The organism is Methylomonas stagni (assembly GCF_050154735.1).
Classification (GTDB): Bacteria; Pseudomonadota; Gammaproteobacteria; order Methylococcales; family Methylomonadaceae; genus Methylomonas; species Methylomonas koyamae_A.
In genome coordinates this window covers 1552131-1568152 of sequence record NZ_CP189557.1, presented here as the reverse complement: position 1 = coordinate 1568152, position 16022 = coordinate 1552131, and the positions used below count along the sequence as shown (strand labels likewise).

Here is a 16022-nt window from a genome sequence, read left to right as displayed (position 1 = left end):
CAGTGAACGAGCAAGTAAGGCAGACCGAGGATTTGGACCAAGATCTAGTGCAACGCGTGCAGCAAGGCGATAAATCCGCCTTCGATCTCTTGGTGATCAAATACCAACATAAAATCGTCCATCTGGTGAACCGTTACGTCAAAGATCCCAGCGAGGCGCAGGACGTAGCTCAGGATACCTTCATTAAGGCATATCGGGCGTTGGGCGATTTTCGCGGCGAAAGCGCTTTTTACACTTGGCTGTACCGGATCGCCATCAATACCGCGAAAAACTACCTGCTGTCCCGTTCCAGACGCCATTTTGACTATGAAGTCGATGTTCAAGATGCCGAGCAGGTTGAAAATGCTCCGCAATTGAAGGATATCGAAACGCCGGAAAGCGTCTTAGCCAACGAACAAATTGTTCGAGTAATACGCTCGGCGATCGAAAATTTGCCCGAGGAAATGCGGATCGCGATCACGCTACGCGAGTTCGAAGGCATGAGCTACGAGGAAATCGCCATCGCGATGGATTGCCCGATCGGTACGGTGCGATCCAGGATTTTCCGGGCGCGGGAAGCGATAGAACAAAAACTTAACCCATTGCTCGACTAAAGGTATTTCGATGCAAGACCAACTTAACGAAAAAATTTCTCAATTGGTGGACGACGATCTGGCCAACGGCGAAGCGTTGCGACTCCTGCAGCGCCTACGCCACGACGACGAACTCGGCGCGAAATTGCGACATTACCAGATCATCGGAGAGGCATTTCGTAGCGACGAATGTATCGTGCTGCGTAAAGATTTCGCCGACCGCATACATAGCGAAATCCGGGCCGAGCCCATTTATCTCTTACCTCGCAAAAAACCGGTCCTTAATTGGCGGAAAGCCTCGCTGGCGATAGCGGCTTCGGCCGTATTGGCGGTTGTTTGGATGGCCAGTTACATGAACTCAAACCAGCCTGCCAAATTTGGCGGCGTAGAAACGATCGCGCAACGCCAAATCCCCGCCGGCGAGATGCATGCCCGCTTCAAGGAATATCTGCAAGCTCACGATAACTCTTTGTATGTGAACAGCGAGCCGCGTCAGCAGCCCTATACCCGCGTTGTAGGCTACCAACAGGAATGATGGCGTGAAAGTAATAGCGGTGTTTCTGTTTTGGGTGGTTTGCCAAACCGTCCGAGCCGACGATGTGGCCGGCGGTGCCCTGAAATGGCTGGAAAATATGAGTCTCGCGATGAAGACCCTCAGTTTCCAAGGTACGATCATCTTCATGAAGAACGGCCAACTCGACACGATGAAGTACCATCATCTGGTTGAGAACGGGGTCGAGCAAGAACGTTTGACTTCCCTGAATTCGCCGATGCGGGAAGTCGTCCGAAAGTCCAACGAAGTGACCTGCATTTTTAAGGAAACCCAACAAAAAATCGTCAATCATCACCCGTTGGATAGTTCCTTTATTATCAACATGCCGCGGAATACCGCGGGCCTGGAAAAAAATTATCAACTAGGTTTGGAGGGGCAGGAAGCGGTTGCCATGCTCCCAACCCAAATCGTCACGATTCAACCCAAGGACGATCTGCGCTACATCCGTAAGATCTGGATCGACACCCAGTTCTACCTGCCGTTAAAAGTGGAAGTGTACAACCTGGACGGCACCACGCTGGAACAAGTGGTGTTTACCGATCTCAGCAGGGACGGTGTCGGCACGGCGGCCCCCGCTGCGGCCACCGGCGACGACAGTCGGTTCCACACCAAACATATCCATACCAGTCAGGCCGAGCCGCTGGAGCAAGCGCCTTTCGAACTCAAACAATGGCCACCCGGCTTCGAACCGGTGTTTTTCATCCGCAATTCAATCGAAAAGTCCGGCAAAGCGGTGGATCATTTGTTGATTAGCGACGGTTTCGCAACGGTTTCGGTTTATCGAGAAGCTAAGGAAGCGCAAGGCATCGAAGGTTTGCATACGCTCGGTTCCGTGAATTCGGTCAGTCGAATCCTTGGAGAACAACAAATCACCGTTCTCGGCGAAGTGCCCGCCAAAACCGTCGAAATGATCGCCGCCGGTATTGTGTTGCGGTAAACGCGCGAATTCGTTTTTCTTTGTAAATTTGGAGCTTACATGCTGAATAGGCTGTTTTTCGGAGTCTTGATCTACTATGCGTCGGCCTTTGCCGCCGCCCATGCGCAATTGCCGGACTTTACCGAGATGGTAAAAACCAACGGCGACGCTGTCGTCAACATCAGCACCACGCAAAAATCCACCGACCCGCAAGCCGACGGCGACCAACAGCCAATTCCGCAGGATGTGCCGCCTGAAATGGAAGAATTATTCCGGCGCTTCTTTCAGGGACCGGGACGCGGTTACACCCCCCGCGAAACCAATTCGCTGGGTTCCGGCTTCATCATATCCCGCGACGGTTATTTGCTGACGAATCACCACGTGGTTAATAACGCGTCGGAAATCGTCGTTAAGCTCAAGGATCGCCGCGAATTGATCGCGAAATTGATCGGCTCCGACGAAAGCACGGACGTCGCATTGCTGAAAGTCGATGCCAAGGATTTGCCTGTCGTCGAAATTGGTGCTCCGGAGCAACTACAGGTTGGCGAATGGGTCTTGGCGATCGGTACGCCGTTCGGCTTCGATCAATCGGTCACCGCGGGCATTGTCAGCGCCAAAGGGCGTAGCCTGCCAGACGGCAACTATGTGCCGTTCATTCAAACCGACGTGGCAATCAACCCAGGCAACTCCGGTGGACCGTTATTTAATATGCAGGGTAAGGTGGTCGGCATCAATTCGCAGATTTATAGCCGATCCGGCGGCTACATGGGATTGTCGTTCGCGATTCCGATCGATGTCGCGATGAACGTGGTCGAGCAAATCAAAAGCAAGGGTAAAGTCTCGCGCGGCTGGTTGGGCGTCCAGATTCAAGACGTCAACCGCCAGTTGGCTGAATCCTTCGGCATGGATAGACCGCACGGCGCGTTGGTCGCCAAGGTCGTGCCGGGCGGACCGGCGGAAAAAGCCGGCCTGCAAATCGGCGACATCATCGTCGAATTCAACGGCCACGTCATCGAAACCTCCGGCGAATTGCCGCCCCGCGTCGGCGTGACCCCTATTGACGAAAAGGCCAAGGTCAAGATCATTCGTCACGGCGAACAACAGGATATCAGCGTCAAAATCGGTTTATTGCCGGCGCAAAACACCGCTGCGTTATCGAACGCGCCGACAGCCGCCGAAACGCAAATCAACCGCTTGGGCATTGTGGTGGCCGACTTGACCAGCGAACAGCGTCAGCAAGCTCAGGTCGAAAAAAACGGTGTGTTGGTACAAAAGGTCAATAAAGGTATCGCGTTGGATGCCGGTATCCAGCCGGGCGACATTATTCTGCGAATCCAAAACACCGTCATCCGCGATTCGGCGGATTTCAACGGCGTGATCACCAAACTGCCGGCCGAGAAATCGATCGCGGTCCTTGTCCAACGTAACGGTAACCCGGTATTCTTAGCGTTTAAGATAGACAAGTGATCTGATTGAGGTGACTCAATGGCTACGGCAAGCAATGTGACGCAATTGATTGGCAACACGCCGCTGTTGAAGCTGCAAAAAGTCGTTGCGGAGCACTCCGCGACGGTTTACGTAAAGTTGGAGTCTCGTAACCCCGGCGGCTCGGTTAAGGACCGGATCGGCATGGCGATGATCCAGGCGGCCGAGCGATCGGGGCAATTGAAGACCGGCGGCACGATTGTCGAGCCCACCTCGGGTAATACCGGTATCGCGCTGGCCATGGTCGGCGCGGCGCGCGGCTATCGCTGCATTTTGACGATGCCGGAGACCATGTCGGTCGAACGTCGGCAGTTGCTGGCCTTGTACGGCGCCGAGATTGTCCTGACGCCGGGCAGTGAAGGCATGAAGGGCGCAATCGCTAAAGCCTGGGAAATCGTTGAACAAACGCCTGGCGCGTTTATGCCGCAGCAATTCGAAAATCCCGCCAACCCGGAAGTGCATCGACAAACCACCGCTCAGGAAATCTGGTCGGCGACCGACGGATTGGTTGATGCTTTCGTCTGTGGTGTCGGTACCGGCGGTACCATCTCCGGCGTTGCCGACGTCATCAAGAACCGGAATCCAAGGTTTTTGGCGATTGCGGTCGAGCCGGCCGAATCGCCGGTCATTTCCGGCGGCAGTCATAGTCCGCATAGAATTCAAGGCATTGGCGCCGGTTTCGTACCGAAGAACTTGGATGTCGATTTGCTGGACGGCATTGAGCTGGTTGGCACCGAACAGGCGATGGCCATGCGTAAACGTCTAATCGGCGAAGAGGGCATCATGGTCGGCATCTCCTCCGGTGCCAGTATTTGCGCGGCACTGCGGGTGGCCGAGCGCTTGGGGCCGAACAAATCCGTCGTCACTATCGCCCACGATACCGGCGAACGCTATCTGAGCATGGGCTGAACCGGTTCACCGGCCGCCGTTAATCCGTTTCCCGAGACCTATGGCGGACATCAAACTTAAATCGCGCTCCGGCGGTCTGGGCTATCTGATCAACCGCATCCAGACGCTGTTCGTCAGCATGTTGCGGATCTGGACGATACCCATCGTGTTGATGTTGAGCCTTTCGTCCGGATTCACCACTTACTACGGCCTGTCCCATTTTATTACGCCGTGGATCGCGTTGGTCATTACCATCGCGATTCAATCCATCATCGTCATCTGCTCGTTGGAAATCGCCGGTATCCATTGGAAAGCCAACCGGATGCGATTTTTCAGCGTCGTCGCGTCGTTGACGATAGCCTTGGCGGCGTCGGTGACGTTCTCTTATTTCAAGTTTTACGAGATTTCCGAAGCCGAAACCCTGCACATCAATCGTTTGCATCAGTTGCGCGAGCAAACCAAAACCTACCTGGATGCGGTATTGCAGCTCAAGGCCCGCGTACTACAACAGCAAAAACAGGCGCTGGACCAAGCGTCGCTGGACGTGTCGCAAGCTTATTTCGGCACGCACAATCAAATTGCCCCCGGCTATAAAAACCAAGTGGGTGAAGGTCCGTTTTGGCGGCATTACAACCAGCTCTACCAGGAGAAGAAACAGCGCTTCCAGCAACAGGAACAAGCATTTGCGGCGCTGGACGCACCTCTGCGAGAATTGCAAGTCCATTTGAACGAATTGGACGTGACACGCGACGTCGAAACTACCTACGGATTGTTCCTGAAAAGCTATCAGGACCTGCAAGCCGGAATCAACCAGATTGTTGGCGGTAGCGGCGAGGCCTTGCCGGATGCGCCGCTGGTGATGACTTACAAGCAGTTCACCGAGGAAGTCAAACCGTCGTTCGCGATGTGGCGCGGTTTCTCGTGGTTTGCCTTCGCTTGCGCGGCGATGGTGGATTTCTTCACGGTGTTGTTGTCCTATCGCCTGGAATTTACCGCGCCCGGTCCATTGACCGAACAGGAAGAAGAATTGGTGTTCGAATGCCTACGCCAGTTCAGCGAATTTCGGATCAACGAAAACGACGAACTGGAAATGATCATCGAAAGAACCGACCTGGAAAAGGCTCGGCGCTATTCGGATTGGTCGCGGATGTTCGTCGTCGGTTTATTGCTCAGCCGAGGCTTTCTGCGCAAGGTCGACGAGCGTACCGTGGAGTTTGCTCCCAACCTCTATCCGCTGATCGCCGAGAAAATGTCCGATAAAATCGCCGCGATCAAGCAAAAAGCCGCGGACACCAGTCGTGGAGCCGGCGATGCCTAACGAGCAGTCCGAACTCGACGCATGGTTGACCGGCGCCGATTTGGCCGACGGCGATCCCGCCGATGCGATGCCCTGGGTGGCCGATTTCGATCCCGATCGGCAAATGGTGTTGCGTCGCTTGGGGCCTTACCAAAAATATTACCCACGCCCCAAGCGCTTCATCAAACGTTTTTATCACCGTTTGTACCCGTTAGCGATTGCCTACTGGCCGCAGCGCAAACAGATCAAACTGTTCGACGAATTTTGCACGCTGGATTTACGTTTGGAGTTGCGCTTTCAGGCGACTTTCGACTACGCGATGAAGAATCTGGACCGTTTGGAGCATCTGAACGAGCATATCAAACAACGTTATGCCGACATCGTCGAAGATGTCGTACAACGTGAACTAACCAATCTGGCCGACGGCGCCTGGATACAAAACGGCCTGAACGCTGTCGAAGCGCGGATGGCGTTGGCGTTAGCCGAGACTTTCGTGCAACAAAGCCTACAAGCGCAGGCGATGTGCCGAATCGACGTCGAGTTTAGCGAATTCGAATCGGTGAAATTGGGTCGGGACAGCGTCTATCTGAACGTGCTGCGCAAGACCTACGAGTTCAACCGCGACCGAACCTTAGAACTGGCCCGTCAGCAACGCTTGCTGGAGCAAGAGGAAATCGTCGAACGCCGCCGCCAGTTGGAGCATCTGGCGCAAACGGCCGAATTGGACTTGCAAGCCCAGGCCATCGAAGCCGACAAACAATGCCGCTTGCTGGCGGCTCAACAAGGTCAATTGGCGGAACAATTGGCGCTGGAAAAACGCTTGCAAGTCGAACGCCTGCGCCACGAAATGGAACTGCAGGAAATGCGGCAGGAAGCCGAATTGCGCAGCCAGGAAAAACAAGCGGCGCGCCGGCGATTGGCCGAAAGTCTGCATCTGGCCGACCAATTGGCGCATCAGGCCGCGCAGCACGAAAAACAGGTCGCCGCCGACATTCAGCGGCGGCTGAGGGAGCAACATTTACGGCAAACCAGCCTACTTAACGACGAGGGATTGAATCATGACAACCAGACCGAATAAGCTCATTTTTACCCGCTTTCTAGCCCTGATATTGTTGGCTCTGACCGGCGCCTGTGCGACGACCCCGCAGCCGTTGCGGTTTCGTACCGAGATCGATGCCTTGACCGCCGCCGACGTACAGTCCGTCGCCGGCAAGCGTTACGTCATCCTGCCCGGCAATACCGACGGCAACCCGCAAGACTTACAATTCATCGAGTTCGCCGGGTATATAGAAAAAATCTTGAACAATCGCGGTTACCTCAAGGCCGATAAGCCGCAAAACAGCGATTTGGTGATGTTTTTAAGCTACGGCGTCGGATCGCCGGAGTCGCGGCAATTGGCATATGACGTGCCGATGTGGAACGACTTCTATCCTTACGGTCCCTACGGCATGGGCATGTACCGTTATTACCGGGGTTACTATCCCGGTTGGGGCGTCGGCGGTTATAGTCAGCGCGTGGAATCCTATACCACCTTCCGGCGCTATTTGTTGTTGGAAGCTTGCGAGACCGCCACGTATCTGCAAAGCGGGCAACGCAAACAAATCTGGCGCGCTAATGTGCAAAGCAGCGGTCTCAGCAACGACTTGCGGTTGGTTTTCCCTTATTTGGCGGCGGCAATGCAACCTTATCTCGGCACCAACACCGGCCATATGGTCACGGTCGACATCGACGAATCCGATCCCTTAGTCGGCAGTTTATTGGGGCCGTTTCGCGGCACCGGGATTACACCGCAACCCAACAGCGTCGGTCGTTAGCTCTTCGACCGGCTCCGGCTTGACTTCCCGATAGGCTAGCGCCAGACTTGTCAACCCCGGTGTAGGTAACATCGGGGTAATTCAGGGACTATCAAAAACGACAATCGGGAGCATACGATGAAGCTACTTACCGCCGTCTGGCTATTCGCCGCCGCACTGACCGCCGCAAACCCGGCCTGGGCCAAATATGAACTGGCGCCTGGCGACACCGTCCTGACCAACTGCCGCGACATCTACACCAAGGGCGTCATCAAGGCCAAGGTCGATGACGGCTACACCGTGCATTTTCCAAAGAACGCCGGCCCTATCCAATGCCCGCCGTTTCGGTGGCACGCCGAATTCGTATTGCCTTTCCAATCGGTGCCGGAATATCGGCTGAAGTTTTTGGGCGGCTTCAAAAAAGACATCGTGTTTCGGACCGGCGAAGCGGTGACGCTACGCTTCGAAGCCGATAAGCGTATCGTCAAGAGTCGGGCCGTCGTCGATATCGACGCCCAGATCACCGACATCAGCGCCAACGGCGCCATTGCCGTCAAATTGCTCAGTCAGGACCCCGAGGCGGCCGCGACCTTCTGGCAACAAGTCGGCAGCAATTATGTCGATGTGCGCCATAAAGCTCTGGAAGCCGAGCGCGACAAGCGCGCCCGCTGATCGACCGGTTTCAATCCCTGACCCAGTTCTCCACCAGCCGGCTGGGAATATGTGCCGACTCGCTGGAACGGGGGTAATCCTTGCCGGCAATCACGCAGTACACCACCCGCAAGGTATCGCCCAATAGCAGCCAGGTGATTAGCATGAACAAGCCGGTCAAGCCGGCGTTCAGGTAATCGTTGAAAATCAGATGCGGCGCCTTGCCGGCCATGTCCGCGCTGAGTGCGCCGGCCTGAAGTTTGGCCGACAGGTCTTCGGCGTGGCTTAAAAAACCGATTCGTAAATCCGCCGAAAACAGTTTCTCCCACGCCGCGCTACTGGTGACCACGATCAGCCAGAACAAGGGCAGGGCGGTGACCCAAACGTATTTCAATTTATCGGATTTCACCAAAATCGTGGTGCCGACGCACAGCGCGATCGCCGCCAGCATTTGATTGGCGATGCCGAACAAGGGCCACAAGCTATTGATGCCGCCCAGCGGATCGATGGTACCCATGTACAGGAAATAACCCCAGGCCGCGACCACCGCGCCGCTGGTCAAAATGATGCTAGCGTAATGATTGCTTTGGCCGGTGCCGATGCCGAAATTGCCCAACATGTCCTGCAACATAAAGCGGGCTACCCGGGTGCCGGCGTCCAACGTGGTCAGAATGAACAAGGCTTCGAACATGATCGCGAAGTGGTACCAGGCCGCCAGCATGTTTGCGCCGAACACTTGCGCAAACAAATTGGCCATGCCGACCGCCAACGACGGCGCGCCGCCGGTCCGGGCAAACAGCGTCGATTCGCCCATGGTTTGCGCCAATCGCTGCATTTGCTCGACACCGACCGGAAAGCCCCAACTGCTGATTTTGGCGACCGCATCGGCCGCATTCGCGCCGACGATGCCCGCCGGGCTGTTGATCGCGAAATACACGCCGGGTTCAAGCACGCTGGCGGCAATCATCGCCATGATCGCGACAAAGGATTCCATCATCATCGCCCCGTAGCCGATAAAGCGGGCATCTGTTTCGTTAGCCAGCAGCTTGGGCGTGGTACCGGACGCGATCAACGAATGAAAACCGGAAATCGCGCCGCAGGCTATCGTAATAAACACAAACGGAAATAACTTACCGCCGAAAATCGGCCCGCTGCCGTCCACGAACTGGGTTAAGGCCGGCATCTTCAAATCCGGGCGCAATACGACAATCGCCACCGCCAGCGCGGCGATCGTGCCCAGTTTCATGAAGGTAGACAAATAATCGCGCGGCGCCAACAACAACCAGACCGGCAACACCGCCGCCGCGAAGCCGTACAAGATCACTATCACCGCCAATTGCGGCGCGTCGTAATCGAACCAGGCGCGCAAGGTCGGATTCTCGTCTATCCAGCCTCCGCCGACTACTGCGAAGATCAACAACGACACGCCGATCAAGGTCGCCTCGGCGACCCTGCCGGGCCGCAGATTATGCAAATACAGCCCCATTAACACCGCGATCGGAATCGTCGCCGCCACCGTGGAAGTCGCCCAGGGGCTGTGCTTCATCGCATTAACCACCACCAAACCCAAGACCGCGATTAGGATCACCATGATCATCATCACCCCGACCATCGCCGCGCCGCCGCCGATGGCGCCGAGTTCGTCCTTCGCCATCTGGCCCAGCGAGCGCCCGTCGCGCCGCACCGAAAAAAACAAGGTCACGAAGTCCTGCACGCAGCCGCCCAACACCGCGCCGATCAAAATCCACAGTGTGCCGGGCAGATAGCCGAATTGCGCCGCCAGGGTCGGGCCGATCAACGGGCCGGGGCCGGCAATCGCCGCGAAATGATGGCCGAACACCACCCATTTGTGAGTCGGCATGAAGTCGCGGCCGTCGTCGAAACGTTCGGCCGGTGTGGCCCGGCCGGCATCCAGCATCAACACCTTGGCGGCGATGAACGCGCTGTAAAAACGGTAGCCCAAGGCGTAAACGCAGATCGCGGCGACGATGATCCACAAGCTATTAATGGTTTCGCCGCGTTGCAGGGCAATGCCGGCTACGGTAAAAGCGCCGATCGCGGCGATGACTATCCACGGTAAATGAACGGGTAAGCGTGAGCTTGAGCTCGGCATGACCAAATCCTTGATGGTGCAAATGAAAAATGTGAGGGCAATCATGGTATCACGACGGCGGAATCGCCTGAAACCGTGAAGCTTTCCGGATGGGCATCGTGCGGGGAGGGCGGGGCGGCGTAATCATGGAGGAAAACGCTTGAGTTGGCGATGGTGCCATCTCAATTGGTTCTAGCGGCGCCACTGGAAGCGATCTTGCGGGCCGATTATGATAGAGTCCAGTCTATACCAGACGCTTATGTAGAATGATTGAGCGTAAACGGTCTTCCCTTCGCTGGCTTGCGGCTTGGTCTGTTGTTTGTTCATGACGAGACCGGTAACGCCTTCTAACGATCATGAAACCGCTGCATCACCCCGGAACATGAAAGTCAGTGGCGTAGGAGCGGCTTTAGCCGCGATCGATGGCGTTCCGATACAGAATTGGGTGGCGGCGTCCGGCGACTTTCAGAGTAACTTATTTCTACTTTGCCAGACTCTCGGTAGTGCTCGTCATTTCGGCAAGGATTGCCGAAATCCAGACCCCACGGACGGAGCTAAGCTTGCCATCCACCAGGCATGACGGCGTTGCTTAAATCTGACAAAGTAGAATTATTTAGCCGAATGACACGATCGATGCGGTTCACTTCGTTCACCGCATCCTACGTGCTGGCTCGTGACTCGGTCGATTGTTTGCTCACGGACAGACTGGGAACGACCCTTTGTTGACTCAGGTTTGTGAAATTTATGTGACCGGAATTGGGTGCTAAGCGGTCCTTCAGGCTAACATGCCTCCCCAAAAAACGTCATCACGCTGAGAATTTTCTTGTCAATAGGTATTGAAATTATCGAGACCGACCCTAGATATACAGTTTAAGGCAAACTCAGGGAACATCGCATGGCTGACGTACATAAGCAATTCACCGAATTCCACGATAAAATTAAGCTGTCGGACGAAAATGAAATTCTCAGGGAGAAAAGAGGTAAGTTAAAAGAAAATCTTGAGGAAAAAATTTCTGAAGATGCACCTGCTATAGAAAGATACCTTTTACAAGGTAGCTACGCCATTTATACAGGCATCAACCCACCCAATCACGATTATGATATTGATGTAGGTGTTGTTTTCGATTGCACTCGCGACGACTACAAACCGATGAAGCTTAAAGAGATGGTTCGAGATGCGTTGGACCACTCAAGTCGCAATCCAGTCGTCAAAAACCCATGCGTTACGGTTCACTATAGGGAAAATGGCGACGATGCTTACCATGTCGACATGCCCGTATATGTAAAGCGGACAGATGGCATTGGCTATGATTTAGCATGGGGTAAAAGCGCATCTACAGAATGCTGGAAGCATTCAGATCCTGATGGCCTTATTGAGCACATTAATGATGTATCAACAGATGCCGCAGTTCGTGCGCAATATCGTCGAATTGTTAAATATCTTAAGTTTTGGAAAAGCAAAAAATTCACGAGTTTCAATGTGCCCAGCATAGGTCTTACACTTGCTGTACGGAATGATTTTGTACCCAGTCTTGGGATTTACGACGACAAACCAAATGATCTAGTTGCTCTACGCGATACCCTTACGAAGATGGTCAATCGTTTTTCTTGGGTCGGTCTTGATGAAAACAATAATCACCGCTATCGATGGAAAGTTGGTCTGCCAGTAGTTCCGTATGGCGATGTCTTTGAAAAAATGACCGACAATCAAATGACTCAATTAAAGACAAAGCTTGAAAGTCTTCAAAATGAGTTAGACAAAGCTATCGCTGAAGAACGGAGTGAAAAAGCCTGTGAAATCTTATCCAGACAATTTGACGGCTTTCCAATACCACCGCTACAGCAAACCGCAAGAGCTACTGTGAGAAGCATGAATAACACAGGATCTTCTTCTTAGTGTCCAAAGATATTTTTACAATATTGCAAGGCCTTCCTTGTGTTTCCTTGGTTGAGCCATCAACTAAGGACGTGGGTGCTGCTGGACAAGCATTTCACATTCATGCTCATAAAAATGGGCGTGAATGGAAGTTGATTATTCATGTAAGCGATACCTTTCCCTTTGACCTACCTAAAATTTCAATCGAGAATGCTGCCGATTATCAAGCAATGGGGCATATCGATTGGCATGGAGACGTTTGCTATATCGATAAGCAGGGATTAGTTATAGATTACAATAGAACTCAGGATTTAATATTGGATTGCGTTGATGAAGCACTAGAAACACTAGATGAAAATTTCAACGATCCACATAAAGTTGAGCTACAGAATGATTTTAAATCCTATTGGGAAAGCCTTCCGTCCCTCGGGTTTAAAACAACCTGCTTTGTATCCTATGATGGTAATGTAAAAGAACTCACCGCTTATCGCGATAGTCGAAATGAGCGTAAAACCAAAAAAACTACTTGCTTTGCAGTGGTTGAAGATAATCACGGTATTGTCAATTATTATTATCTTATCAATACGCTCAAAGGTAAAAAAACTGAAAAATCAATCTATATCCCATTGGATATGCCAGCAACTCCACCTTCACCAAAACAACACTGGAATGCTGCTGATATTGTCAACGTTTTTGAAGCATTAGCAAATACAAATATTAAAAAAATTGCTCTAAATCTAGCTAAAAAACAGAAGTGGTCTAATTATTTTACAATCATTTTCTCGCACCCTAGATCCGATAGTGGTCATATTTTTTGGGGTGTGCAATTTCATAGAAAAGATACCGCTCCACACCCTCTACTTGATCCAAAATCAGATTGGGACATATCCCCACTTCTTCTTGGTCTTCATAATAAAGAGCATTTACTTGAAAGATCAGCTAATACTGCCAATTTAGATAAAAATAGGGTTGCTATTGTAGGTTGCGGTTCAGTAGGTAGCGGCATCGCCGTTCAACTTGCAAAAGCTGGCATAGGCGAACTTCATTTAATTGATTTCGACAAAATGGAAGTTGAAAATATTTATCGGCATACCTTAGGCGCAACTGCGCTAAACAATGAATCAGATGGCTTTTATAAAACTGATGCATTGTTATTTAAAATTGCAACTGATATACCGTATACAAAAATAGTCAACTTTAATGATCATTTGCTGAATTTAACTGTGAAAAAAGGATTTTTCGAATATTTTGATGCCATTGTTATTGCAACTGGTGACTTTACTTGCGAGCTTTTTTTAATCGATTACATAAAACATTAAATAATATTTCAAAAATAGTTCCGGTTATTTATGCGTGGCAGGACGGATTTGGCATCGGTGGTCATTCGATTTGTGTGTCGAATAATAAAGTATCTGGATGTCTAGAATGCTTGTACACCGATGTAGATGGTTTTAAACCGCATCCAAAAACGAGTTTTATCAAATATGGGCAAACCATTAGTAAACACTTGGGTGGATGCTCTGGCGTATTTACGCCTTATTCGTTCTTAGACGCATCGGAAACAGCATTATTGGCAACCAGGATGACGCTAGATGCATTACAAGGGAAAGTGGTTAATGAAATTAGAAGTTGGAAAGGATCCGATGAACAACTTAAAGCAGAAGGTCATTTATCATCTATCTGGTACGAGAAAAGTCCTGGATACTTCATCAAAGACAGCAATAACTATATCTCATCAAACTGCTCTGTCTGTGGAAAATACCATCAGATTTGAAAAATCCGATGGATACCGATTAATAATTGATGGCTCCGTCGTAAACAAATTTATCGCTTACCAACAACATGGGATCAATGATAAAGAAGCCGGCGGTCTTTTGTTGGGAAGACATTTGAAAGATGGATCGCATCTGGCTGTTGATTATTTGTCAGAACCGCAACATGGCGACAAACGATCACGCTTTGGATTTTTCAGGGGTAAGGGTCATCAAAAAATCGCCCATCAATTTTGGGATGATCAAAATGGCACCTGCACCTACCTTGGTAATTGGCATACTCATCCAGAGCCATATCCAACTCCATCGATAACGGACAAAAATGACTGGACGAATGTGTTGCGAAACGATACCTATGAAGGAAATCACCTGTATTTTATCATTGTTGGCACAATTGAAATCGCTTGCTGGGAAGGTGCGAGAAACAGTCAGGTATATACTAAACTCACTGAGCACAAATAATGCCTAATAACGTTGAGTATATTAAATCATTTTTTTGGAAAATATTGACCTGGGTGGCTCGCCCTAAAAATGCAATTTTGACTGTGGGAGGATTATTTTTTACTGTTGGGCTGGGTGGTGGCTTATTTTTTAACAATTTCAATATCAAGTATTCTGCGGCGAATGGGGATAATACTGAAATTAGTTTTGGTGCTGACCAAACTCCTTATTACATTCAATACTTGCTTTGGGGAATTGGCGTTCTAGGTGTGTTCATATTGATTGCTGAAGTGATTTATATTGCGATTGGAAGATCTAAAATTAAGGTTATCGGCGTTGAACACATCGGTTTGAGAAAGCGGATTGCAACTTCACTTTCATCATCCATAAATAATGCATTCACAATTCCTATCGACTTAACTGACTGTTATGAAAATGATAAGATTTCAAGTCCAGAAAAAGCTTTAAACCTAACCAAATACGGCATTGAGGAAACATTAAGATTAAAAGCGACAGAAATTGGAAATCACGATGCTACCATAGCCTACGGTGGCACACCACCTGTTAGTCTTGGCTTTCTCGCTGGATATTTGATGTCAAATACCTATCATGTAGATGTATGGGATTACAATCGAAACGCTAAAAATGGCAAGAATTGGTATAAGGTTGAAGGCTATGCCGATGCTAATAGACCCATTATAGATCGCAGTAATTACGTGCCTGACCAGGACGTTTGTCTGTTGATGTCCATTAGCCATCCAATTTCCATCGATCAAGTTCGAGCTAAATTCGTCTATCCATCGTACATTGATATAAGACTATCTGAAATCAAATATGACAGCATGTCGAGTATAGAAAAGCTTAAAGACTTCGAAATGGAATTTGCAGAATTACTGAAAAATCTTGCCGCTGATGGTGTGGACAGAGTTCACATTTTTTGTGCCGCCCAATCTTCCTTTAATTTTTCTATGGGGCGCCAAGTTACTCGCAATCATCCAGCTATTATTGTGTATGAATACGACATTAGAGACCCTAAAAAATATCCTTGGGGGTGTTGTTTAATACAAAAGACAGTTCCTCGCCAGCAATTATTAATTAAAGATTTGTAATTATTCGAAATAATACTCTTGCTTGGATTTTATAAGATATGCAAAAAAGTAGAAATCAGATTTTAATTAAGAATTCTTTACTAAATGGCTGACTGGTTCATTCAACTGCGGTCATCGACAGTGGAAATACAGTCGGCGGCTTTTGGCCGATATGTGACTGTCAGCTGATATGATCTTCGATAGTCTAGCGGTCTTCATCGCGGGCAGCTCGGATGGGTAGAGGCAAAGCCGAAACCCATCACGAAGGCCTTAAATCATTTGACGGGTTTCGCTGTCGCTCTACCCATCCTTGATTAATCTGGCCAAGGTCCGGTAGTACGCACCGCGTAGCTTTTGGCGTTCGTTGTCAAGATGCCGTCTCAATGGTACGCGATGCGTACCCTACATATTCTCGAAAATTTAGATCATCGTTGTCATCCGGCGCCACTTCGATTGCGCCGCGTGCCGTTCCTGCCCATTGCCATAAGATCGATGGGTGTAGGCGGCTAGGTTTATCCGTAGTTCGCTGTTTTCCGAATCGTCAGGTTTTAAAGGAATTCGGTTTAAATTTAGACTAGCATAAAAACTCATTCATCTT

14 protein-coding genes are annotated in these 16022 nt (G+C 50.6%); 13 read left to right on the top strand and 1 reads right to left on the bottom strand.

Annotated elements, in window-relative coordinates; genetic code table 11:
* Positions 1-2: 2 nt before the first annotated feature.
* The 9 genes from rpoE to ACP4CD_RS07335 all read left to right on the top strand — a co-directional run bounded on the left by rpoE (position 3) and on the right by ACP4CD_RS07335 (position 8176).
* Complete coding sequence (gene rpoE / locus ACP4CD_RS07375; protein ID WP_064026608.1) at positions 3-593, top strand: RNA polymerase sigma factor RpoE; 591 nt, start codon at positions 3-5, stop codon at positions 591-593.
* Positions 594-603: 10 nt separating this feature from the next.
* Complete coding sequence (locus ACP4CD_RS07370; RefSeq protein WP_071159574.1) at positions 604-1107, top strand: sigma-E factor negative regulatory protein; 504 nt, start codon at positions 604-606, stop codon at positions 1105-1107.
* Between the two features lie 4 nt (positions 1108-1111).
* Positions 1112-2062 carry a MucB/RseB C-terminal domain-containing protein gene (locus ACP4CD_RS07365; RefSeq protein ID WP_168031472.1) on the top strand — a complete coding sequence of 317 codons (951 nt, stop codon included), beginning with the start codon at positions 1112-1114 and terminating at the stop codon, positions 2060-2062.
* Between the two features lie 39 nt (positions 2063-2101).
* Positions 2102-3508: a DegQ family serine endoprotease gene (locus ACP4CD_RS07360; protein ID WP_426994107.1), complete on the top strand. Its 1407-nt coding sequence runs from the start codon at positions 2102-2104 to the stop codon at positions 3506-3508.
* Between the two features lie 18 nt (positions 3509-3526).
* Positions 3527-4435: a cysteine synthase A gene (cysK, locus tag ACP4CD_RS07355; RefSeq protein WP_426994106.1), complete on the top strand. Its 909-nt coding sequence runs from the start codon at positions 3527-3529 to the stop codon at positions 4433-4435.
* A 40-nt stretch (positions 4436-4475) separates the two neighbouring features.
* The gene (locus ACP4CD_RS07350) at positions 4476-5732 is read left to right on the top strand and encodes a hypothetical protein (RefSeq protein WP_064026601.1); all 1257 of its coding nucleotides are present in this window, start codon (positions 4476-4478) and stop codon (positions 5730-5732) included.
* On the top strand, positions 5725-6789 hold the full coding sequence (locus ACP4CD_RS07345; RefSeq protein WP_426994105.1) for a hypothetical protein: 1065 nt from the start codon (positions 5725-5727) through the stop codon (positions 6787-6789). Before ACP4CD_RS07350 ends, ACP4CD_RS07345 begins: the two co-directional genes overlap by 8 nt.
* On the top strand, positions 6770-7525 hold the full coding sequence (locus ACP4CD_RS07340) for a hypothetical protein (RefSeq protein WP_064026598.1): 756 nt from the start codon (positions 6770-6772) through the stop codon (positions 7523-7525). Before ACP4CD_RS07345 ends, ACP4CD_RS07340 begins: the two co-directional genes overlap by 20 nt.
* Before the next feature lie 117 nt (positions 7526-7642).
* The gene (locus tag ACP4CD_RS07335; RefSeq protein ID WP_281023000.1) at positions 7643-8176 is read left to right on the top strand and encodes a hypothetical protein; all 534 of its coding nucleotides are present in this window, start codon (positions 7643-7645) and stop codon (positions 8174-8176) included.
* Between the two features lie 10 nt (positions 8177-8186).
* Here the strand turns inward: ACP4CD_RS07335 and ACP4CD_RS07330 are convergent, their stop codons facing one another.
* Positions 8187-10268: a carbon starvation CstA family protein gene (locus ACP4CD_RS07330; RefSeq protein WP_426994104.1), complete on the bottom strand. Its 2082-nt coding sequence runs from the start codon at positions 10266-10268 to the stop codon at positions 8187-8189.
* An 874-nt stretch (positions 10269-11142) separates the two neighbouring features.
* Here ACP4CD_RS07330 and ACP4CD_RS07325 point away from each other — a divergent pair.
* The 4 genes from ACP4CD_RS07325 to ACP4CD_RS07310 all read left to right on the top strand — a co-directional run bounded on the left by ACP4CD_RS07325 (position 11143) and on the right by ACP4CD_RS07310 (position 15445).
* Positions 11143-12144, top strand: coding sequence for a nucleotidyltransferase domain-containing protein (locus ACP4CD_RS07325; RefSeq protein ID WP_426994103.1), 1002 nt, complete (start codon positions 11143-11145; stop codon positions 12142-12144).
* The gene (locus ACP4CD_RS07320) at positions 12144-13442 is read left to right on the top strand and encodes a ThiF family adenylyltransferase (RefSeq protein ID WP_426994102.1); all 1299 of its coding nucleotides are present in this window, start codon (positions 12144-12146) and stop codon (positions 13440-13442) included. Before ACP4CD_RS07325 ends, ACP4CD_RS07320 begins: the two co-directional genes overlap by 1 nt.
* A gap of 297 nt (positions 13443-13739) precedes the next feature.
* Positions 13740-14357, top strand: a complete 618-nt coding sequence (locus tag ACP4CD_RS07315; RefSeq protein WP_426994101.1) for a Mov34/MPN/PAD-1 family protein — start codon at positions 13740-13742, stop codon at positions 14355-14357.
* Positions 14357-15445 (top strand): SAVED domain-containing protein, encoded by a 1089-nt coding sequence (locus tag ACP4CD_RS07310; RefSeq protein WP_426994100.1) that lies wholly within the window; start codon positions 14357-14359, stop codon positions 15443-15445. Before ACP4CD_RS07315 ends, ACP4CD_RS07310 begins: the two co-directional genes overlap by 1 nt.
* The last annotated feature ends 577 nt before the right edge of the window (positions 15446-16022 follow it).

Coding starts and splice junctions, on each gene's coding strand:
- ACP4CD_RS07345 (WP_426994105.1), top strand. CDS start 5,725: ATGCCTAACGAGCAGTCCGAACTCGACGCATGGTTGACCGGCGCCGAT.
- ACP4CD_RS07330 (WP_426994104.1), bottom strand. CDS start 10,268: ATGCCGAGCTCAAGCTCACGCTTACCCGTTCATTTACCGTGGATAGTC.
- cysK (WP_426994106.1), top strand. CDS start 3,527: ATGGCTACGGCAAGCAATGTGACGCAATTGATTGGCAACACGCCGCTG.
- ACP4CD_RS07315 (WP_426994101.1), top strand. CDS start 13,740: ATGAAATTAGAAGTTGGAAAGGATCCGATGAACAACTTAAAGCAGAAG.
- ACP4CD_RS07310 (WP_426994100.1), top strand. CDS start 14,357: ATGCCTAATAACGTTGAGTATATTAAATCATTTTTTTGGAAAATATTG.
- ACP4CD_RS07370 (WP_071159574.1), top strand. CDS start 604: ATGCAAGACCAACTTAACGAAAAAATTTCTCAATTGGTGGACGACGAT.
- ACP4CD_RS07335 (WP_281023000.1), top strand. CDS start 7,643: ATGAAGCTACTTACCGCCGTCTGGCTATTCGCCGCCGCACTGACCGCC.
- ACP4CD_RS07340 (WP_064026598.1), top strand. CDS start 6,770: ATGACAACCAGACCGAATAAGCTCATTTTTACCCGCTTTCTAGCCCTG.
- ACP4CD_RS07325 (WP_426994103.1), top strand. CDS start 11,143: ATGGCTGACGTACATAAGCAATTCACCGAATTCCACGATAAAATTAAG.
- ACP4CD_RS07350 (WP_064026601.1), top strand. CDS start 4,476: ATGGCGGACATCAAACTTAAATCGCGCTCCGGCGGTCTGGGCTATCTG.
- ACP4CD_RS07360 (WP_426994107.1), top strand. CDS start 2,102: ATGCTGAATAGGCTGTTTTTCGGAGTCTTGATCTACTATGCGTCGGCC.